The 20051-nt window shown below is 53.0% G+C and carries 19 protein-coding genes and 5 pseudogenes; 17 read left to right on the forward strand and 7 right to left on the reverse strand.

The features are described from left to right. Window positions 1-89: 89 nt before the first annotated feature. Window positions 90-389: pseudogene (locus ABJ99_RS14165) on the reverse strand (PLP-dependent aminotransferase family protein); the annotation flags it as partial. Window positions 390-843: 454 nt separating this feature from the next. Here ABJ99_RS14165 and ABJ99_RS29835 point away from each other — a divergent pair. The 4 genes and pseudogenes from ABJ99_RS29835 to ABJ99_RS14180 all read left to right on the forward strand — a co-directional run. Then, window positions 844-1575: pseudogene (locus ABJ99_RS29835) on the forward strand (PAS domain-containing protein); the annotation flags it as partial. 69 nt (window positions 1576-1644) lie between these two features. Beyond that, window positions 1645-1848, forward strand: a pseudogene (locus tag ABJ99_RS29840) (methyl-accepting chemotaxis protein); the annotation flags it as partial. A 197-nt stretch (window positions 1849-2045) separates the two neighbouring features. Continuing rightward, on the forward strand, window positions 2046-3146 hold the full coding sequence (locus ABJ99_RS14175) for an alkene reductase (protein ID WP_054086342.1): 1101 nt from the start codon (window positions 2046-2048) through the stop codon (window positions 3144-3146). A gap of 278 nt (window positions 3147-3424) precedes the next feature. Continuing rightward, on the forward strand, window positions 3425-4489 hold the full coding sequence (locus ABJ99_RS14180; protein ID WP_230081028.1) for an alcohol dehydrogenase catalytic domain-containing protein: 1065 nt from the start codon (window positions 3425-3427) through the stop codon (window positions 4487-4489). Between the two features lie 38 nt (window positions 4490-4527). Here ABJ99_RS14180 and ABJ99_RS14185 read toward each other — a convergent pair whose 3' ends face one another. Further along, a complete protein-coding gene (locus ABJ99_RS14185; protein ID WP_054086344.1) occupies window positions 4528-5202 on the reverse strand; it encodes a TetR/AcrR family transcriptional regulator in 675 nt (224 codons plus the stop codon). Between the two features lie 351 nt (window positions 5203-5553). On the opposite strand from ABJ99_RS14185, the gene ABJ99_RS14190 reads away from it, so the two are divergent. From ABJ99_RS14190 to ABJ99_RS14210, 6 genes and pseudogenes are all read left to right on the forward strand, one after another. After that, window positions 5554-6141 carry a hypothetical protein gene (locus ABJ99_RS14190; protein ID WP_054086345.1) on the forward strand — a complete coding sequence of 196 codons (588 nt, stop codon included), beginning with the start codon at window positions 5554-5556 and terminating at the stop codon, window positions 6139-6141. Further along, window positions 6142-6801, forward strand: coding sequence for an endonuclease III domain-containing protein (locus ABJ99_RS14195; protein WP_054086346.1), 660 nt, complete (start codon window positions 6142-6144; stop codon window positions 6799-6801). Window positions 6802-6884: 83 nt separating this feature from the next. Next, window positions 6885-7316 carry a LexA family protein gene (locus ABJ99_RS14200; protein WP_054086347.1) on the forward strand — a complete coding sequence of 144 codons (432 nt, stop codon included), beginning with the start codon at window positions 6885-6887 and terminating at the stop codon, window positions 7314-7316. 3 nt (window positions 7317-7319) lie between these two features. After that, a pseudogene (locus ABJ99_RS27135) lies at window positions 7320-7544 on the forward strand (Y-family DNA polymerase); the annotation flags it as partial. A gap of 63 nt (window positions 7545-7607) precedes the next feature. After that, window positions 7608-8618 carry a tyrosine-type recombinase/integrase gene (locus ABJ99_RS14205; RefSeq protein WP_054086348.1) on the forward strand — a complete coding sequence of 337 codons (1011 nt, stop codon included), beginning with the start codon at window positions 7608-7610 and terminating at the stop codon, window positions 8616-8618. Window positions 8619-8641: 23 nt separating this feature from the next. Further along, window positions 8642-10783: a tyrosine-type recombinase/integrase gene (locus tag ABJ99_RS14210; RefSeq protein ID WP_054086349.1), complete on the forward strand. Its 2142-nt coding sequence runs from the start codon at window positions 8642-8644 to the stop codon at window positions 10781-10783. 450 nt (window positions 10784-11233) lie between these two features. Here the strand turns inward: ABJ99_RS14210 and ABJ99_RS28735 are convergent, their stop codons facing one another. Further along, window positions 11234-11608, reverse strand: coding sequence for a hypothetical protein (locus tag ABJ99_RS28735; RefSeq protein WP_044311047.1), 375 nt, complete (start codon window positions 11606-11608; stop codon window positions 11234-11236). 47 nt (window positions 11609-11655) lie between these two features. Here ABJ99_RS28735 and ABJ99_RS28740 point away from each other — a divergent pair, with 47 nt between their 5' ends. Continuing rightward, window positions 11656-12525: a hypothetical protein gene (locus ABJ99_RS28740; RefSeq protein ID WP_054086350.1), complete on the forward strand. Its 870-nt coding sequence runs from the start codon at window positions 11656-11658 to the stop codon at window positions 12523-12525. A 49-nt stretch (window positions 12526-12574) separates the two neighbouring features. Here ABJ99_RS28740 and ABJ99_RS14225 read toward each other — a convergent pair whose 3' ends face one another. After that, window positions 12575-13120 (reverse strand): recombinase family protein, encoded by a 546-nt coding sequence (locus ABJ99_RS14225; protein ID WP_011107006.1) that lies wholly within the window; start codon window positions 13118-13120, stop codon window positions 12575-12577. A gap of 121 nt (window positions 13121-13241) precedes the next feature. Here ABJ99_RS14225 and ABJ99_RS14230 point away from each other — a divergent pair, with 121 nt between their 5' ends. The 4 genes from ABJ99_RS14230 (at window position 13242) to ABJ99_RS14245 (ending at window position 17760) form a co-directional block, all read left to right on the forward strand. Then, window positions 13242-16211: a Tn3 family transposase gene (locus tag ABJ99_RS14230; protein ID WP_054086351.1), complete on the forward strand. Its 2970-nt coding sequence runs from the start codon at window positions 13242-13244 to the stop codon at window positions 16209-16211. 237 nt (window positions 16212-16448) lie between these two features. Then, a complete protein-coding gene (locus ABJ99_RS14235; protein ID WP_054086352.1) occupies window positions 16449-16865 on the forward strand; it encodes a hypothetical protein in 417 nt (138 codons plus the stop codon). Between the two features lie 35 nt (window positions 16866-16900). Further along, window positions 16901-17044 carry a hypothetical protein gene (locus ABJ99_RS29845; protein ID WP_230081029.1) on the forward strand — a complete coding sequence of 48 codons (144 nt, stop codon included), beginning with the start codon at window positions 16901-16903 and terminating at the stop codon, window positions 17042-17044. 176 nt (window positions 17045-17220) lie between these two features. Continuing rightward, window positions 17221-17760: a hypothetical protein gene (locus tag ABJ99_RS14245; protein ID WP_054086353.1), complete on the forward strand. Its 540-nt coding sequence runs from the start codon at window positions 17221-17223 to the stop codon at window positions 17758-17760. Between the two features lie 74 nt (window positions 17761-17834). Here the strand turns inward: ABJ99_RS14245 and ABJ99_RS14250 are convergent, their stop codons facing one another. The 3 genes from ABJ99_RS14250 to ABJ99_RS14255 all read right to left on the reverse strand — a co-directional run bounded on the left by ABJ99_RS14250 (window position 17835) and on the right by ABJ99_RS14255 (window position 18987). Further along, on the reverse strand, window positions 17835-18440 hold the full coding sequence (locus ABJ99_RS14250) for a hypothetical protein (protein WP_005759898.1): 606 nt from the start codon (window positions 18438-18440) through the stop codon (window positions 17835-17837). After that, window positions 18440-18613: a hypothetical protein gene (locus tag ABJ99_RS28745; RefSeq protein ID WP_162839095.1), complete on the reverse strand. Its 174-nt coding sequence runs from the start codon at window positions 18611-18613 to the stop codon at window positions 18440-18442. Before ABJ99_RS28745 ends, ABJ99_RS14250 begins: the two co-directional genes overlap by 1 nt. Before the next feature lie 182 nt (window positions 18614-18795). After that, complete coding sequence (locus ABJ99_RS14255) at window positions 18796-18987, reverse strand: hypothetical protein (protein ID WP_010208571.1); 192 nt, start codon at window positions 18985-18987, stop codon at window positions 18796-18798. Between the two features lie 313 nt (window positions 18988-19300). On the opposite strand from ABJ99_RS14255, the gene ABJ99_RS14260 reads away from it, so the two are divergent. Both ABJ99_RS14260 and ABJ99_RS29175 read left to right on the forward strand, forming a co-directional pair. Continuing rightward, window positions 19301-19696, forward strand: a complete 396-nt coding sequence (locus ABJ99_RS14260; protein WP_004654016.1) for a CesT family type III secretion system chaperone — start codon at window positions 19301-19303, stop codon at window positions 19694-19696. Window positions 19697-19706: 10 nt separating this feature from the next. After that, window positions 19707-19871 (forward strand): annotated as a pseudogene (locus ABJ99_RS29175) (type III effector); the annotation flags it as partial. Window positions 19872-20051: the final 180 nt, after the last annotated feature.

Raw genomic sequence — 20051 nt, forward strand, 5'->3', positions numbered from 1 at the left:
TGCGGCCTGACCCCCGCTCATGGCAGTGCCACTGAGCGGTGGGTATGGCGCGTAAGTAACCCCTGCAACCAGGCCATGCGCTGGGCCGATTAAACCGAAAAATGCTCCTCCACCGTCTCAGAAAAATGCGTGCAGTTTATCCGCGCATAACGCTGGTAATCCCGTGACACAGAGAACGCAGACCCCGGCATCAACAGAATCTTGTGTTGTTCGAGTTTATTCATGAACGGCTGAAGATCAGGGAGATCCGGATGATAGACCCAAATGAATATGCCGCCCTGCGGTGCGATATCGAACTTCCAGCCTCGGGCGAGCAGTGAGCGTTGAGTCTTGACCTGCTGACTGATAAGCCTCTGCTGAACACTCTGCATGTGCCGAGCGTAGGCTCCTCGAAATGGATGATCTTGGCAAAGCGCTGCCCTATAGCAGGTTAGCTTCGACAGCTGTTCATGTACGACGCCGTACTTTTATTTCTTAAGATTCCAGGCGTGTTGACGACACAGATAGCAAGTTGCCAAGGATACGGCCCTCTAGCCACTCAGTGAGTCCATCATGCAAATCTTGCCCTTCTGGCGCCGTGATCGCGAGGCGTTAAAACAGTTAATCGTAGCCATTCTCACAGGCCGTGCGCCCGAAGTGGCAGGCTTCGCAGAAGCCCCCGGCGTGATGCAGGCTTGGAGCGTCTTAGACGTGTCCCAAGCACGAGCTGCTGAACGTATCCACGAGCTTGAAGCTGAGCTTGAGTCTGCTCGAAGCCTCATAGGCGAAGCTACCGCCAGCTCTAGAGCACACGAGGTGAGGTTTGACTTGGTGAATCGCGCCTCTAGTGAAGGTCTATGGGACATGGAGGTCATTGCTGGTGATCCTGTTAATCCAAAAAATCGATTCTGGTGGTCATCGCAATTCCGGAGTCTTCTGGGGTTCAGCGACGAGCGCGATTTTCCAAACGTGTTGGCAAGCTGGGCTGATCGTTTACATCCGGACGACAAGCAAGCAACTCTGGATTCTTTTGCAAGGCATCTGAATGATAAGTCGGGTCAAACGCCCTACAAGGTTAAGAACCGATTGGCGATGAAAGATGGCACCTACCGATGGTTTTACGCGCAGGGTGAAACTCTACGTGACGAGCGTGGGACTCCCGTTCGCGTTGCTGGCTCGCTTCGTGATATTCACGAGGAGCTTAAGCGTGACCAGATGCATGAAGTGATCATCACTCGTTTTGAGCTGGCGCGCGAGATGCTTTCAGATGGCCTATGGGATATGGAAGTGATCGCTGGAGATCCGGTCAACTCAAAAAATCCATTCTGGTGGTCGCCGCAGTTCCGAAAGTTGCTAGGGTTTGAGACTGTTGAAGAATTCCCTGATGTTCTCGACAGCTGGGCATCCCGGTTGCACCCCGAAGATAAAGCGCAAAGCTTAAGTGCATTTAGCGCGCACCTTACCGATCGGACGGGGAAAACACCCTTTGATATCGAATACCGCTTGAAGATGAAAAGTGGTGAGTACCGATGGTTTAGGGCTAGAGGTCAGACAAGACGAGATCCTTCGGGCGCACCGCTAAGAGTGGTGGGGGCACTGGTCGACGTCCATATTCAGCACGAGCAGGAATTGCTCCGCCAGGCAGAGTCCCTCCACCAGCGTGAGCTGGAAGAAAACCTCTCTCACCTCTCGCAAATCGTCAGCACGATTCAGAGTATCGCCAGCCAGACTAACCTCCTGGCTTTGAACGCAGCCATTGAAGCCGCGCGTGCTGGTGAGGCGGGCAGGGGGTTTGCAGTCGTCGCGGATGAAGTGCGCAAGCTGGCGACCAGGACGACAGAGGCAACTCAGCAAGCTGTCAGCATGATAAGTAAATAACGTTGTGACGTGAGCATTTGCTCCAGCTTTCTCTGGTAGCAGGCAACCCAGGCGCTCCATACCCAAGAGCAGTAGCAGATGAGCCCTGTCGTCGAAAGCGGCGGAACTCAGGCCGGGTTCTGCCGTCTGCTGATAACGGTACGAAATCGTATCATTATTATTGAAGACTCTTAAGGGGGGGGGGCTTGATGCCAACACTGTTCGATCCAATTAACCTCGGCAGCATATCCTGCAAGAATCGAATCTTTATGGCGCCGCTCACCCGAGGGCGAGCCACCCACACCCACATTCCATCCGATCTTATGGTTGAGCACTATCGCCAGCGTGCGCATGCAGGGGTCATTTTCAGCGAGGCGACGGGCATATCACAGCAGGGATTAGGCGTTCCCTATGCGCCAGGGATCTGGAATGAAGAGCAGATGGCCGGCTGGCGGAAGGTAACTGAAGCTGTGCATAACGAAGGAGGCAAAATCGTTCTTCAGCTCTGGCATATGGGCCGCGTCGCTCACTCGTCGTTCAATCAAGGTCGTCGGCCAGTTTCCGCATCTGCTACGACGTCGCCAGGCCACGGCCACACTTATCATGGGAATGAAGAATACGAGACAGCACGGGCCTTGAGCGAAGACGAGATCCGGGATGTCGTACAACAGTATGGTGCGGCTGCTCGCAACGGTATGCACGTTGGTTTCGATGGTGTCCAAGTGCATGCCGCTAACGGCTATCTGATCGATCAGTTTCTAAGGGACTATTCCAACTTTCGCAAAGACCAATACGGAGGAAGCATCGACAACCGCATCCGGTTTTTGTCCCAGGTCGTTGAGGAGGTTGTCTCGGAAGTAGGTAAGGATCTGGTCGGTGTACGCCTCTCACCAAACGGTGAGATCCTGGGGGTGAATGACTCCGATCCAGCTGAACTTTTTACGCGAGCGGCTCAGCGTCTTTCCGAAATTGGAATTGCCTATCTGGAGGTACGAGAGGCCCCGCCCGGAGAGTTCATGCTGTCCTCAGATACCGCCCAAATACACCCTCGGATGAGAGAGGTATTCGATGGCCTTTTCATAATGAACAGCGATTTCGATCTGACGCGCGGTCAGGAATCGCTGGCTAACGGCGAGGCCGATGCTATCTCTTACGGTAGACCCTTCATCAGCAATCCAAATCTTCCAGAGGTTTTTCAAAGAGGGTTGTCCCCCGTCCCGAGCAATCCGCAGACCTACTACTCGCTGGGTGCTGAAGGTTACGTAGATTATCCAGATGTACAGGCTGATGCACCGTCTCGGGAATCGTGACGCCCAGTATCGATTTCTTAGGTGGTCACCGATTCGAACACCGACCGTGTGACCACTGTTCTTTGGGCAGATACGCTTCAAGATTTGCACCGCTACAGACAAAAAATACCCCTAGCCAAAAATTCGTTGAACTCCTGAAGCTCATTGCCCATCCATTAATGGTACTTAGTCGTACTGTTTTTTCATGCCGCCCTTGGCGTGAATCGAATGCTGATCAGGAGATGCAGATGCTACCCACGGATATGCGCGCGGCCCGGCTTCATAGCACTGGCGAACCAATGAAAATCGAACGCTTGCCGGTGCCAGGCATTCGGCCAACCGAGGTGCTGGTAAAGGTAGAAGCATGCGGGGTAGTGCAAAACCTGCAGAATGTGATTAAGAAATGGGACGAGGTCGCTCCCGAAATGCCGCTACCTAAAATTCCCGCAATCTTTGGGTTGGATGCCACTGGGGTCATCGAATCAGTAGGGGCTCAGGTCTACGGATTTAAACCTGGAGACAGAGTGTACGTAAACCCTGGACGACACTGCGGCTCCTGTCGGGCCTGCATGGCCGGCGAGCCGATTTCCTGCGACAGCTTCGTGCTGAACGGGTATTTCGGCTTGGGCAAGAACGGTGCTCAAATGTTCGAGGACTATCCCTATGGTGGGCTTTGCGAGTATATGCCCGCGCCCCAGTACAGCCTGGTTCGACTGCCTGACCAGATGGACTTTGACACAGCAACTCGTCTCGGCTATCTGGGCACGGCGTATCGTGGGTTGATTCGAGCAAATGCTGGCCCTGACAAAATCCTTCTCATTAACGGCATCACAGGAACTCTGGGACTTGGTGCGGTGGCACTGGCACTGGCACTGGGCGTAAAGAAAATCCTTGGCACAGCTCGCAACAAAGACTTGTTCCAAAAAGTGCGAGCCATGGGGCCTGCCGGGAGGATCGAGATACTGGAGTCGGGTACGGAGCCCGTGAAAGAGTGGAGTCAGCGAGTGACTGACGGCGAAGGTGTCGACATTGTGCTGGATGCTTTGGCCCCAGGGGCGCCAGCCGATCCTATGGTGGAGGGCTTCAAAAGTCTGAATCGAGGCGGTCGGCTAGTGGATGTTGGCGCCGTCCAGGGCGACGTTCCCCTGGACTTGTTCTGGGCGCTTTCTAATGACGTAACAATCATCGGATCCAGCTGGTTCACTACGCAGCAGAGCCAGAAAATGGTTGATATGGTCGGTGCAGGGCTGCTGGATCTTGGGTTCTACGAGCATAAAATCTACTCGCTTGAGCAGGTTAACGAAGCGGTTGACGACACCGGCAGTCGCTGCGGAGGGTTCACCAACTACGTGATCAAGATGTAACGTTTGCCCTGGTTGCCGCCTCTGTGATGGGGTGGCAACTAAGCCGGGTCATCGAGGTTCGACTGATCCACATCTCCTGCCAACATCCTGGCGACTTGAGCTACATCCTTTGCGCTGCGCTTATTTAGCAATCCAAGATCGTCCCCGAAAAAAGCATGGAAGTAGAGAGGGTGAAGCGCCAGTTCCACAAACCGTCTACCCAGGTGCAACGCAAGCTCGGCCTCCAAAGGTTCCTCAGCCGTCAGCAAAGCGTCTGCAATACTTTGGACGCAGGCACCGAAGCCCAAGCGAAATGCCTCTTTGGCAATTTCTGGGAAGCGATCAGTTTCGGCCAAGGTAATGCGCATGATTGAAATGACATACGGGGTCAGTGTGGCTCGGGCTAACGCGGTGCCTGCCTGCACCAGTTTTTCCTCAAGTGTCCCCCGAACGTGCTCTTTGTTCATGTCCTGAAGAAAGGTATCCACGCACTCGCGTACCACGGCTTCGAATAGCGCCTCCTTGGTTGCATAGCGGCTATACAGCGTGGTCTTGCCCACGTGAGCTCTCTCGGCAACCTGATCAAGAGTGGCACGTCCAAACCCTTGCTCCAAGAATATGGCGGTGGCTGCATCAAGAATTCGCCTTTCGACCTCTCCAGCTTGGTCAGCACGTGGACGACCTGGTTTTGGGCGAGGCGAGGCGGAGTCTTTTTTGAAGCGATCCTGTTTCAAACCATCAATCCGTCTTAAGAAACTGAGTTGGATAGTGTGCCATTTACTGACCTCCGTAGGTTAGCCAAGGCCGGCAATTCCACGTCGAATGTGCTGAGCGCAAACGAAACGACAAAAGGAATGAGAGGGCATGGCGCTTAATGGTACGTTAGCGTACTATTAAGGCCGTGAAGCGTGAAGTCTTCCGGGGCTGTGGTAGTCGCGTCACAACGCATCGAATCCTGACGATCTTTGCGCTTGCAGTCGCAACTCAGAGTAGAAGCCTTGAACGGCTGACAGACCCGTCTAGGAAGCCCGCGACTTGACGGGTTTACCCACCTGGTGATGTCTGAAACCACAGAGAGATATCGTATGTCGACTTCGTTGTATCAAGAATGGTGTGCGGCTCGTTTGAGGGCTCTTTGCCTGGTCAACGCGAAAGTCATCGCTCAGGCCGAAGCACTTATGGGCGAAGAAGGTATCGTCCAAGCGGGAGTGCGTCTGGAGGCTGCAATCATCTACAAGGTCTTCTGCCGACATCAACGAACACTTTCATGGCAGGCTGAAGGGCTGTCAGCTTCTGGGGATGTTTTTCCCTCCGACCACACGGCCATCCATCCAGCGACTTCCAGGGTCGACTCACCTATGACCACATCGCTCTCCAGGCTGTGTGACCTGCGTGCGAACATTGCTGCAGCCCAATTTGCCTGTGATGAGCTTGGGAGCGCAGTTGTTATTTTAGGTATGTCCGCCAACCAAGATGATCTGTATTGGATGCGCGACGAGTGTGCGGCCTACAACCGTCGTTTGGAAAAGTTGGTCAGCGCTCATCAAGAAAAACTCGTAGCGCTTAACAATCCACTTCGTCTGGTGTCTGTTGAATCGACGAGCTCGCGAATTCTCGAACCGCATTCTCCCGTGGATGAGAACACTCAGGCGACTGCTCGCGAGGCATGCTAAATGCTGGAAAAACGTGATATTTCTGCTATCTACAGTTCTCTGAGCAAGGCTTACCCGACTTTTGATCAAAGTGATGATGAGTGGATGACCAACGGTCTATCCAGCACTCCCTTTCGGAGCATTGTCTCTGCGGCGCTGTCCACCATGACGACAACAAAAAGGGTCGTTTCTGCTTGTGTACCTCTTTACAAGAAGGTCTCAACTTTTGAACAGCTCTTGGCGCTTGATGACGAAGAGCTTCGAAGCATCATCAAGCCTGTCGCGCACTACAACAAAAAGACGAAAAGTCTGAAGCTGATGTGCAAGCAGATCATCGAGCGGCATGACGGTAAAATTCCTGGGACAAAAGAGGAATTGCTCCAACTGCAAGGCATTGGACTTAAATGTGCCAGTCTGATCATGAACTTCATCTTTGACACCCCTTTGATTGCCGTAGACACCCATATACATCGTTTGCTCAATCGTCTGGGTGTGGTCGACACAACCTCTACAGATGTCACAACCAGGGTGATTAATGAGGTGACCCCATCCAGATACAAGAAGCATGCACACGAATGGCTGATTCAGCACGGCATGAAGGTTTGCGTCGCACGCAGTCCCCATTGTCAGGAGTGCATTATCTCCAAGCACTGTGTCTACTTTTCCGATCATCGTCCTTAGGCGTATCAGCCCGTTCGAGTTTGCTCTGGTGAACAGCTACGTCGAGGGAGCAGGAACGCCGCGGATCCATTGGAGGTTTCATAATGAGTGTAACTGTTCTTGGTGCTGTCCTGGCGCAAGGCGTACCTTTACCGGTTTTGTCCTCAACGGCCTCCGCTGGTTTTCCATCCCCCGCTACTGATCACATTGAAAAACACATCTCGCTCGATGAGCTTTTCGACATTCGTGCGCCCCATGTCTATTTGGTCAGGATTGACGGCGACAGCATGCAAAAAGCTGGAATCTTCAGCGGCGACCTTGTGATCGTTGATCGTAGCCGAGAGGCCGTACATGGCGACATTGTTGTGGCGTCGCTGAACTCTGAACCGGTTTGCAAGCGGTTTCACCTGCAAGATGGAAAGGTGTGTTTGGCGCCGGAAAATGACAGTTACGCCACCACGGAGCTTTCCGATGAGGATGAGTTAGTGATCTGGGGTGTTGTGCAATACAGCGTGCGGGATCATGGTCGGGGCTAAAAAATGTTTGCTTTGATAGACTGCAACTGCTTCTACGCGAGCTGCGAAAGGGTATTCAGGCCGGATCTTGCAAAGGTTCCAGTCGTCGTATTGTCCAATAACGATGGATGTGTGATAGCGCGTTCCTACGACGCCAAGCCTTTCGTAAAAATGGGGGCGCCATACTTTCAGATTAGGGACTACCTGGATCAATCCGGCATTGCGACATTCAGCAGTAATTACACTCTATAGTAAGTTAGGTGGAATGCTTCTGGGCTACGCTGATTCTGTCGACGTTCTGGGGGATCGCCCATGGCCTCTACTGCCTCTTATGAGCACGTGCTTAACCGCTATCCTGACGTTCAGGAATGGCTGGCGCTGCTCGGTAACCTGGGAAGAGCGTCTGCTACCTTGGAGGCGTATGGCCGGGGGTTGGCGCACTACCTGCTCCACTGCGAGGCCTCCGGTCTGGAGGCTGAATCCATCACATTTGAGCAAGTCACGCTCTACATCCGTCGGCTACAGCCCGGGCAAGAAAACGCGGTGGCGAATTCGACCTTGCACCAGCGCCTCACCGCGATCCGCCTGTGGTACGACCACCTGGTGTTTCAGGGGCGTTGCGCACAGAATCCGGTACCTCGCGGCCAGCACGGCCGCTTATGTCAGGTCCCTGGACATTCAGGCTTCGTAAGAGGGCTGGTACCTCGCTTGATAAAGCTGCCCGACATCCCCACGGATGAGCAGTGGCGTTACTTTCTGAGTATCGCGGCCAGGTCGTCTATTCGTGATCGGCTTATGCTCTCGTTGGCGTACTGCGGTGCGCTCCGTCGTGCCGAACTGGTGGCCCTTAGAATCGAAGACCTGGATCTCGCCCATCGACTCATTTCAGTGCGCGCAGAAACGACCAAAGGCCGACGCAGCCGTGTCGTGTGCTACAGCCCTGACATTGCGCCGATACTTGGAACGCATCTTCATGCCCTTCGTTTGGCCGGTTGGTCGAAAGGAGCCCTGTTTCGATCCGAGTCTGATCGCAATCGAGGTTCGGCACTCACGCGGTGGACGTGGAGTAAAACGGTAGAAAGATGGGCCGCAGACTCAAATCTGTCATGCCTGAGCACACACACTTTTCGTCATCTGCGACTCACGCATTTGGCTCGTGCGGGGTGGAAACTGCATGAGTTGACGGCCTATGCAGGTCACCGGGATCCGAAGACCACCTTGATTTATGTGCACCTGTCGGGCGCGGACCTGACTGCAAAAATGGCGCATTCGGTGGGTAGTCTGGACGCCCGACTGTTCGCTGAACTCTTCAAGTCGGAGTAATCCTCACGGGAGCATTACTTACCATGAGCTACGTGCCATTTGATGTGGATCATTATGAGCGTCAAGAGGAACTGTCGGATCTGGAGCGGACTATACTCTCGAATCGTCGGTATCGTTCCGACTGGGCCTATCTACAATCGAGTGTACCCAGACTCGTTATTCCTCTAATTGATCTCGTGGCACACGCTGGCGTTTCGGATCGATTGGCGGTCTCCTCTGTGTCCGTCATTCTCTGGCACGTTAGTAGGACTGATATCCCCTATTGGTCTTGGTCAGAAATGCAGTGGTTGGCTCTCCTCGATACCCAAGCTGGGTCGCGCCCTTTTCTGGCAGCGGTCGCATACCACATGGGAGGTTTTCGTACGCCACAGCGCATTACCAAATTTCGCCAATCTGCGATTTATGCATCATTCATTTTCGGGCACAAGATATTCAAGGATGAGCTCACTCGTTTAAGCACGGTTTTGAAATCACTGGGCTACACAGCGCGTCACCTTGAAAAATTCCTGAGTGGCGTGCTGGGCGCATTGATGTTGGAAAACGGCGACCCTCGGCTTGAGACTTTCACGGAAGGGCTTTTGATTAAAGGCCAAGGCCATCGAAGCGTGGGCATTGCCAGGCTGGTTGGCAAAGTCTCCCATGGTCTAGCTGCGCTGGGTATTCTGGATAAACCGTTACGCAAGCGTGGCTATGCTGACTGGCGTGAAAAGAGTATCGAGGGTATTGACCCTGTCTGGGTCAGTTGGTGTCGTCGCTGGCGAGACACCTCAACCTTACGTCCCCGGACACGGGAAAGTAACTACAGCTTCATGTTGAGAACCGGCATCTGGTTGACGCGCGAGCAGCCGTGGGTGAGCTCCCCCGTCGATTGGAACACATCCACCTGCGCGGCCGTCATCGCGGCTATTGACCGGATGACCGTTGGTGAGTGGGCTTTGGAGTCAGCGCTCGGTACGAAGTTGAAAGGGCTTGGTCAACCGATTGCACCGAACTCAAAGCGAGGGTTTCTGCATGCCTTACGCCGTTTTTTCATCGACTTTGAACTGTGGGGCTGGGGACGTCTAAAGTTCAGCCCCCGTCATCACCTGGCCACACCCCGTACTGTGGCGTTTAACTCGGGTATCAATCCGCGCGTTATCGACGACTCCAACTGGCTCAAGCTGGTCTGGGCGAGCCTAAACCTGGAGCGTAAGGATTTGCTCTCGGAAATTCACTACCCCTTGGCGATGGTTCAGGCGGCGGCTGTGGTGTGGACACACACCGGGCTACGCAGCAATGAAATTATGCGGCTGTCCATGGGGTGTGCGCATGCCCAGCCCCATGAGGTAGTACACGAAGACGGAACCACAATTCCACCAGGGACCTTGTGCTACCTCGATATTCCAGCCAGCAAGACATTCAAGGCTTTTGTCAAACCCGTGGCGGCGGTGGTTAAAGAGCGAATCGACGCCTGGCTTAAAGAAAGACCGGTGAACCAGGCACCACTTCTGGATGAACGAACCGGGGAGAAGGTCAGTTACCTGTTTCAGTTTCGGGGCAAGCGCATGGGCGCGGGAGTCATCAACCGTACGATTATCCCGATGCTATGTGCCAAGGCAGGTGTCCCGCTAGACGACAGTCGGGGTCGTATTACCAGCCATCGGGGGCGCGCCTCGGTCGTGACTGCATTGGCGAGTGTTCCGCAGGGCATGTCGCTAATGGAGCTGATGCAGTGGTCTGGGCACAGTTCACCCAGTTCTACGCTACATTACATCCGCATCCGCCCCACCAAGCTGGCGGCATCATTTGTCAAAGCTGATCAAATGTCTCACATGGTGTCAGTGCTTATCGACCACGACGTAATCGCACGACGTTCATCTGACCCTTATACCTTTTATGATCTGGGCGATTCGTACTGTTCAAATCCGTTCTGGAGCAGTTGCCCTCATCGAATGGCGTGTGCTGGCTGCGATTTTAATATTCCCAAAGCCAGTGCCAGAGCGCAGGCTCTGGAAAGTAAAGCGTCCATCGGACATTATCTGGAGGCCGTGCCCCTGACGGCCGATGAGCGGGCTATTGTTGAAGGTGACCTGGAAAAATTGGATGGGCTTATACGCAAGCTCGATGATGTGCCGACGCTGGATGGCAGAACGCCCAGTCAAATCGAGGCTAAAAAAAGCCGATAATCATGGGTATTCTGATTTGGTGTTTGTCCTGAGGAACTCTGAAGAAGACGTCCAAAAAAGAGCGACTGTCGATGCGAAGCCATAGCTAAAGCTGACATCTATGTTTCATACCTATTTTCTTCAGTCACCGTTTTGAAAACCTTACCTCCCTGGCAAGGTCGTATTACTGATTTTTGGCAGCCTTATCTTAAAAGTCATCTTCTGAGTCAGACTGAACAGCTCTTAATAACTCGCCTGCACGGCTTGTGGAAACTTCAAAACCCGCATTGGAGAGTTCTGTTTTAAAAACCTTTGCATCCGCTCCCGGCTGGCTGCTCTTGCTTCCAACAATGTATTTTTTAGGTATTGGGGTCGCCTCAGAAAACGGATTTTAAAGTACGCTAAGCGATTTCACTCGTCGTAATGGTCAGAATTTCCCCGTGCTGTTGCCGCTAAAGCTGGATTTCCACATCAGTGAAAGCTCTGCGCGCAGATTAATGTTGCTTCAGCGGCTATGGCATAGATTAGGGAACTTGCTTGGTGGGAACTGACCCGGCCAAATGACGACATAGCTAGCATGATGAAAGTATTTAATTCGTTGAGATAAAATGAAAATACATAACGCTGGCCTAACCCCACCTTTGCCGGGCATTTCGAATGGAAACGTTGGAAAGGCGGCGCAATCATCAATAACTCAACTGCAGAGCCAGCAAGGCTCTTATGGCTTGCCACCAGAAAGCTCTGAGACTCGCCCTGATAGGGCGCGTGCGAACTATCCATATTCATCAGTACAAACACGGTTGCCGCCCGTTGCGTCTGCTGGGAAACCGCTGCCTGATACACCATCTTCTTTGCCCGGCTACTTACTGTTGCGAAGGCTGGACCATCGCCCTGTGGATCAGGAAGGTACCAAAAGTCTGATCCCGGCAGACAAGGCTGTGGCTGAAGCGCGCCGTGCATTGCCCTTTGGAAGAGGCAATATTGATGTGGATGCGCAACTTTCCAATCTGGAAAGTGGAGCCCGCACCCTTGCAGCAAGGTGCTTGAGAAAAGATGCCGAGGCCGCCGGTCATGAGCCTATGCCTGCGAATGAGCAGATGAACTGGCATGTTCTTGTTGCGATGTCAGGCCAGGTGTTCGGCGCGGGCAACTGTGGCGAACATGCTCGTATAGCGAGCTTCGCCTATGGAGCTTTGGCCCAGGAAAACGGACGATCTGAAGATGAAAACATCTACTTGGCTGCATCGACTGAGGAAGATCATGTGTGGGCTGAAACCGACGAATCCCAGTCTGGCGCCTCAACGATTGTCATGGATCCGTGGTCAAATGGTTCAGCCATATTTGCGGAGGACAGTAGGTTTGCGAAAAATCGAAATGCTGTAGAGCGTATGGATACGTTTAATCTTTCAACCGCAGCCGAAGCGGGCAAAATTACGCGTGAGATAGCCGAGAAGGCTTTGACGCAGGTCACAACCCGATTGCAGAAACGCCTGGCGGATCAGCAGGAGCAAGTCTGGCCCATCAAAAGTGGTCGCTATCGACCAGAAAAATCGGTACTTGATGATGCATTTGTCCGCAGAGTGAGCGACAAGTTGACCTCCCCTGATTTGCGGCGTGCACTACAGGTAGATATTGAAGCGGTCGGAGTCGCAATGTCGCTCGGCACCAAGGGCGTCAAGGAAGCTACTCGACAAGCCCGACCTTTGGTTGAGCTTGCATTGAAGGTCGCCTCTCCTCAAGGCTTGGCGAGACGAGATGTCTGAAACCTGAACTCGCATTTTAAAGTACGTTAAGAATAAGCGCCCCATTCATTCACGATGCCAGCGCTTTGTAGACCGTCGAACGACCGATCTTCAGCTGCCTGGCAATCTCCATCGCACTGACACCCTGATCGTGCAGGGTGAAGACATCGGCCTTATTCACCTTAGGTTTACGGCCAAATTTCACGCCCTTGGCCTTGGCTTCCAAACGACCTTCGTTGGTACGTTCCAGTATGCGCAGGCGCTCGGCCTGAGCCACCGCAGACAGGATGGTGACCACCATTTTTCCCATGGTCCCCTCTGTACTGATGCCATCATCCAGAAAACGGATGGCCACGCCCATGTCGTCGAACTCTTTGATGAGCTGAATCATGTCCGCAGTATCGCGACCTAATCGGTCAAGTTTTTTTACCAAGACAACATCGCCCTCTTCGACCTTGAGCCGCAGCAGCTTGAGGCCTTCGCGGTTCACGTGACTGCCCGAGACCTTGTCAGTAAAAATCCTTGCTGCGCTGACGTTTTCAGCCTTGAGCGCGTTTATCTGTACGTCAAGGGACTGTTGGCTGGTGGAGACGCGGGCATAACCAAAAAGTCGCATGGGAAATGTCTCATAAGTCGATTTATAGATACCCCGTCTACGAAGTATAAGCAAACGAATTTATAGACGTGTGTGGAGGATCATTTTACCGTGTCCACAAACTTATGAGTAAGGAGACTGCATGCCACGTCGCTCGATTCTTTCCCTTGCGGAGCGGGAAAGCTTACTGGCGTTGCCAGATTCCCAAGATGAAATGATTCGTCACTACTCTTTCAGCGAAACCGACCTCGCCATCATCCGCCAACGGCGTGGGTCTGCAAATCGGCTGGGCTTCGCTGTACAGCTCTGTTACATGCGCTATCCCGGGGTAACACTTGCTATGGATGAAGAACCATTCGAGCCATTGCTGCGCTTGGTGGCCACGCAACTGAAGGTGCCGCCTGAAGCATGGGCTGACTATGGGCAACGCGCCGAGACGCGCCGCGAGCACCTGTTGGAATTACAGGCTCTTTTTGAGTTTCAGCCATTCACAACAAGACATTATCGTCCCTGCGTTCATAGTTTGGATGAACTGGCATGGCAGTCCGACAAAGGCTTCGTGTTGGCGACGGAGTTGGTTGAAGGGTTGCGACGACAGAACATATTGCTTCCATCACCAGGTGTGATCGAGCGCATTTGTGCTGAGGCAATCACCCGCGCCAATCGGCGGATCTATGAAGCCTTGTCCGAGCCTCTTTCGAATACACACCGCCGTTGCCTCGATGGCCTCCTTAGACGCCGAGACAAAGGCCAGACCACCTGGTTGGCCTGGTTACGCCAGTCGCCAGTTAAACCGAACTCACGGCACATGCTTGAACATATCGAGCGCCTCAAAGCATGGCAGGCTCTCGATCTACCAGCAGGCATTGAGCGGCTGGTTCACCAGAATCGCCTGCTCAAAATTGCCCGTGAAGGCGGCCAAATGACACCTGCTGACTTGTCCAAGTTCGAATTGCAACGACGCTACGCTACCCTTGTGGCACTGGCCATCGAGGGCATGGCCACCGTCACTGACGAAATCATCGACCTGCACGATCGTATCCTGGGCAAGCTGTTTAACGCAGCCAAGAATAAACACCAGAAACAGTTCCAGGCATCCGGAAAAGCGATCAACGCAAAGGTGCGACTTTATGGACGCATCGGCCAAGCCCTGCTGGAGGCCAAGCAAAACGGCTGCGATCCGTTTGCTGCCATCGAAGCGGTCATGTCTTGGGAGGCTTTCGCCAAGAGTGTCACCGAAGCGCAAAAACTTGCACAGCCCGAAGACTTCGACTTCCTGCACCGCATCGGCGAGAGCTACGCCACGTTGCGCCGCTATGCTCCGCAGTTTCTCGACGTACTCAAGCTGCGGGCTGCGCCCGCAGCCAAGGACGTGTTTGAAGGCATTGAGGTATTGCGCGCAATGAACACTGACAACGCCCGTAAGGTTCCCGTCGATGCCCCGATCGGGTTCATCAAGAAGCGCTGGAAGAAACTGGTTATAACCGACGGCGGTATCGACCGGCGCTACTACGAACTGTGCGTGATGTCGGAACTAAAGAACGCGCTGCGCTCTGGAGATATTTGGGTGCAGGGATCGCGTCAGTTCAAGGACTTCGAGGATTACCTGATGCCATCCGAGAAATTCGCCCATCTCAAGCTGGCCCATGAATTGCCTCTGGCCGTAGCCACCGACTGCGACAAATACCTGAACGACCGGTTGACGCTGTTGGAAGCTCAGCTTGCCACCGTGAACCGCATGGCTCTAGCCAATGACTTACCGGATGCCATCATCACCGAGTCTGGTTTGAAGATCACGCCTCTGGATGCGGCAGTGCCAGATACCGCACAGGCGTTGATTGATCAAACCGCAATGGCTATGCCGCATATCAAGATCACCGAATTGTTGTTGGAGGTGGACGAGTGGACAGGATTCACCCGGCATTTCGCACATCTGAAATCGGGTGACCTGGCCAAGGATAAGCACTTACTGTTGTCCACCATCCTGGCTGATGCGATCAACCTAGGCCTGGCTAAAATGGCCGAGTCTTGCCCTGGCACCACCTACGCAAAACTGTCCTGGCTACAAGCCTGGCACATCCGTGACGAAACCTATTCGGCCGCGCTGGCTGAGCTAGTAAACGCGCAGCTCCAACATCCTTTTTCCAAGCATTGGGGTGACGGTACCACATCATCGTCAGATGGACAGAATTTCAGAACTGGCAGCAAAGCCGAGAGTACGGGTCACATCAATCCCAAATACGGCAGCAGCCCGGGACGAACTTTTTACACCCACATTTCTGACCAGTACGCCCCGTATCACCTGAAGGTGGTCAACGTTGGCGTGCGCGATTCTACCTATGTGCTTGACGGGCTTCTGTATCACGAATCTGACCTGCGTATTGAGGAGCACTACACGGATACTGCGGGCTTCACAGATCACGTCTTCGGTCTGATGCATTTACTGGGTTTTCGCTTTGCACCGCGCATCCGCGACCTAGGCGATACCAAGCTGTTCGTGCCCCAAGGAAATATCGATTATGACGCGATTAAGTCAATGATTAGTAAAGAAAAACTGGATATCAAGGCCATTCGGACGCACTGGGATGAAATTCTGAGGCTGGCCACCTCGATCAAACAAGGTACCGTGACTGCCTCGCTGATGTTGCGCAAGCTGGGTAGTTATCCTCGGCAGAACGGCTTAGCCGTTGCCCTTCGCGAAATCGGTCGCATCGAACGCACGCTGTTCATTTTGGACTGGCTACAAAGTGCCGAGCTGCGCCGTCGTGTGAATGCAGGACTGAACAAGGGCGAAGCGCGCAATGCGCTGGCCAGGGCTGTCTTCTTTAACCGGCTGGGCGAAATCCGAGACCGTAGCTTCGAACAGCAACGCTACCGTGCCAGCGGCCTCAACTTGGTGACTGCTGCAATAGTGCTGTGGAACACGGTTTACCTGGAGCGGTCCGCAAACGCATTACGCGGACATAGCACCGCTGTCGATGAATCGCTGCTGCAGTACCTGTCGCCGCTGGGCTGGGAGCACATCAACCTAACTGGTGATTACCTGTGGCGCAGCACCGTCAAGGTTGGTGGAGGAAGATTCCGGCCATTACGACGACTGAAATCAGCTTAACGTACTTTAAAATCCGTTTTCTGAGGCGACCCCNAAGCCGGAGAGCCCTTAAAAACAGAACATGAGGATGGTTCATGATGGGGAGTGCGCGGATGAGTATTGTGTTCTCTGGCGCATTCTTGTGTTGATTCGCTCTATCTACATAGAATGCGCTGTGGTTACTCATTGCTGGGGTGGGTTTCAGCGCTTTGTTACCTTTCTCAACGCATCAAAATAGACACCTACAGGAGTGGTAAGGTGAACAATCGACGTAATGATTCGGATGATTTGGTACTGCTGGGCATCGCCATTGCGGTGATCGTTGTGTGCCTGTTTGTATGGAAGTTTTCGAAGGCTGTCAGCCTGGATTTTCATGCCGGTGGCAGTTTGCTGCTTGGCACTATCATGGGCATTGCGATCCTGGGTGCAGGGTGGTGGCAAGAAAATAATTATGGATCTGTCTTCACTGTAAAAAATGTACTGCCTGCCTCACTGGCGGTTGTCTGGTTGGGTTTTTGGCCTGCATTGCAACAATGGGGCAGTGTAGGACTGCCCTTCCCAGGTGAAGTGCAAGATGTAGAGTGGTGGGCTAATGGGTTCACTCACTGGGGCGTGTTGCTTATCATTGTGTTGGGCGGCTATTCCTATGTACACCGTACCCGTGACGGGTACTAAGTTTTGATAGGACCACTTGTTGCATAGGAGCAGTCATGTCGCCGGTAACCATGATCGAAGGCTTGTCAGACGCTGAACGTGAATTGGTGATCAAAGGATTGCAAGCACTGCGTCGAGAACGCGGTTTCGCGTGGAATGTGGCGTGTGATGTGGCTGCGCGGAGTAATGTGACGGTGTAACCGTCACTTTCCCTATATGGCATCACCGATATTGAACACCTGGCGCGCCGATTTGGTGGGTCAGCGTTGCATTGGAGCGAAGCATGACAACACGGACCGATCACCCCGATACGTCAGGCGGCGATTTTTGGTTGCCCCCTAACATTTCTGTTACCCGCCAGCCGTTGCCTGAAGGGATGGTGTACGCCCTTCGTGACATTGATATGGGTGAACTGGGTAGGTTGGTGATCGAATCCACGGTTGACGGTGAAACGCGAATCTCCAGTGAAGTCGCGGGTGATCCGCAAGACCCCATGACAGCGCAGCGTCTCAAGGTGTTTGAACCTATCAGCGAGGCACTGACCCATCGTCTGGAAACGACACTGGGTCGTGGACGTCCTACAGCCCTCCCCGTCCGGTTATCTGAGCCACGTGGGCAGGTCCCGGTTGAGGAAGTCTATTGTGAAGTATGCAATCAACTGGTGGCTTTGGTTGTATTTGCCGATGAGGCCAATGACCTTGGCCAGCTGGAAGATTGTGCACGCATGATGTACATGCACTATGCCTGGCATAACGTGCCGACCTGGCTTATCGGTCCGCAATACTGCGGTGGCCCGATACCTCAGCGACGCGCCAATGTTCTCCAGGTGTGGCCGCAACACGGCCCACTGGAGAGCCTGCGACCAGAAGAATTCAATCCGCGCATTGAGGCGTTGGCCACGCGACATTGCAAATAGGGGGTGTAAGCCGGAATGCCCGAAATTTCCATTCAGGTGAAGTATTGAGTATGACAAACTAGGTAGGCTACTGCCTAGAGTTGGAAGAGCGAACCATCAGCATTTCTGGGCAGGAAATATCCCTTAATGCAGGACATATCTCTTATGCAAATCTGCACATGCGTTTGCTTGCGAAAAGAAGTGCCTGGGTATAGATCCGGCCCTTCCAGAAAGGGAGACCGGATTGATGCGTAATCCGGTAGCCCTACCGCAACGCGAGCCTGGTGCAATGTCTGGAACACAGCGCAATCTAGTTTACGTTTGAGATTGTCCTGATCGCCATTAAACCCAGGGGTGTTAAGTGGTATGTCCTCGGACGTAGCAACAAGGATGTCGTAAGCAGCTCGAAGCTCATCAAGAGCACCTTCGTCTGTCAGATTTAGACATAAACCTAAGTCGATCACAGCGCCAACGACAAATGGCCGCTTGATCGCCCCTTTGCCACGGCCGGAGTGCTTTTTGATGTGTTGGGCATAGCTCAAAGCACGCTCTGGACTGTTTTCCCAGAAATATGCGCCTTCACCCAACCAGTCATAATCGTTGACACTCTGAGCAACATGCTCACCAGCGAGCACGGCTTCCCCGATTTTTCGATCGCAACCGTGAAAACCGAGAACAAATGAGGGAAGCTGTTGATACATCAGCGATAGGCGGCCTTCAGCTGGCCGTTTGTGTTATACACGCCTGTTTTAAGGCGGAAAGCCTTAGCTTCAGCAGGATCGCCAGCAAGAATATGAGCCAGCTGGCGAAAGCGCTCCGCAGCTTCAATATGCGGGTTTTCAGTCTTGCTGGTTTTTTTGGCTTTTGCAGTCATGTCGACCTCCCAGAGGGATCGGCTGGATGTACGCTCATTTTATAGACAATCGAAGGGTTTGTCAGTTGACATTTAGTGATGACCCACTGCAATAGTCATGCGGTGGGTATTGCCCCATCGGACTTGTTCGCTGCTTCGGCAGCAGTACCTTCATGCCCTTGTGACCAAGCGTATGCTGAGGCTTATCCAACCATTGCTTCCCAATCCGTTTTCGGTTTCGGGTCGACCGGTCCGGCCTTTCCAAGGACATATACGGATCCGACGCGCTCACGCTGTGTGATAGCTAACAACTTCCACCCTTCCTGTTGGATTCGCTGATTGGCTTCTTCAACGCCCAGTGCTTCCACCAGTTGAAACGCTTCATGCAGCTGCATTAATAATCCCCCATATACTCACTTGCGGTTTTCGGCGCGCCCTCACCCAAGTATTCGATCTTAACCTTAGCTTGGTTCTGTGCCCACACACGTTTTACCTGGCTGACACTGACCCCCGCCAGCCGCGCAGTCTCTGCAANCTCGCCGGTCCTCGAAGTCGTCCCGCGCTATTTGGGGTCGGTTCCGGCTGGGGGCGAAATGACACTCTAAGGAAACGCTGCAAAAATAGCCAACTGCGCGGCTTCCAAAAAAATCGATGGAACCAAATATGTAGTTATGGTCACTCACCTGAGTTAAAAGGTAGAGGTACTTCATGAAGAATTCGTTTGACCGCCTAATCGATGGGCTTGCAAGTGAATATGGTATGCCCAGTTTTCCTGCAAAAAAACATGAGCACGAAATTTACTGCTTTGCATTTGAAGTCGGCGTTTCAATAAACATATATCAAGATGAGTTTCGATGGGTATATTTTGTTGCCGAAATGGGTCAGGTCGTAGAAACTAATGCCGACACACTGGGACGAATGCTACACTTCAACAGTTTCAGTTTTAAAAAACCATTCTTTACACTAGGTTTGAGTGGCGGAGACGTCGGGGAGCTACATGCGCGCGTTCCTTTGGTGGAAGTTGACAGTGTCGAAATGCGAAAAATCTTTGAGGATTTGCTAAGCGCAGCAGTCGACATTAAAAAGTCATTCAATTTCAAGTGAGAGGTTTTTTATGGGTAATATATGTGGTACTTCTGGCTCCCATCATGTGTATAGTCCGCCAGTTAGCCCTCAAAATGTCTCTGGTTCGTCAACACCAGAATACAGTGCAGGCGGCCAAGCCCTAACGTCAGCATCCCATCTTTCTGGAGGGGCACGAGAAGATTTTCTCACGCGTGCTGCAGCGGACGTATATAAAAATAGTCGGCTCTGGCACGGAACTTCAGGGAGCTATTTGGAAGAACTCAGAGATTACGGGTTTCAGCGGAGGCGTTCATGTATAGGAATTTCAATAATTCCTATACAGGGTAATCCTCCTAAAAAGGCACCCTCTGCGTGATGCCAACGTGGCGTCGAT

This window comes from Pseudomonas syringae pv. cilantro, from assembly GCF_001293775.1.
GTDB lineage: Bacteria > Pseudomonadota > Gammaproteobacteria > Pseudomonadales > Pseudomonadaceae > Aquipseudomonas > Aquipseudomonas syringae_P.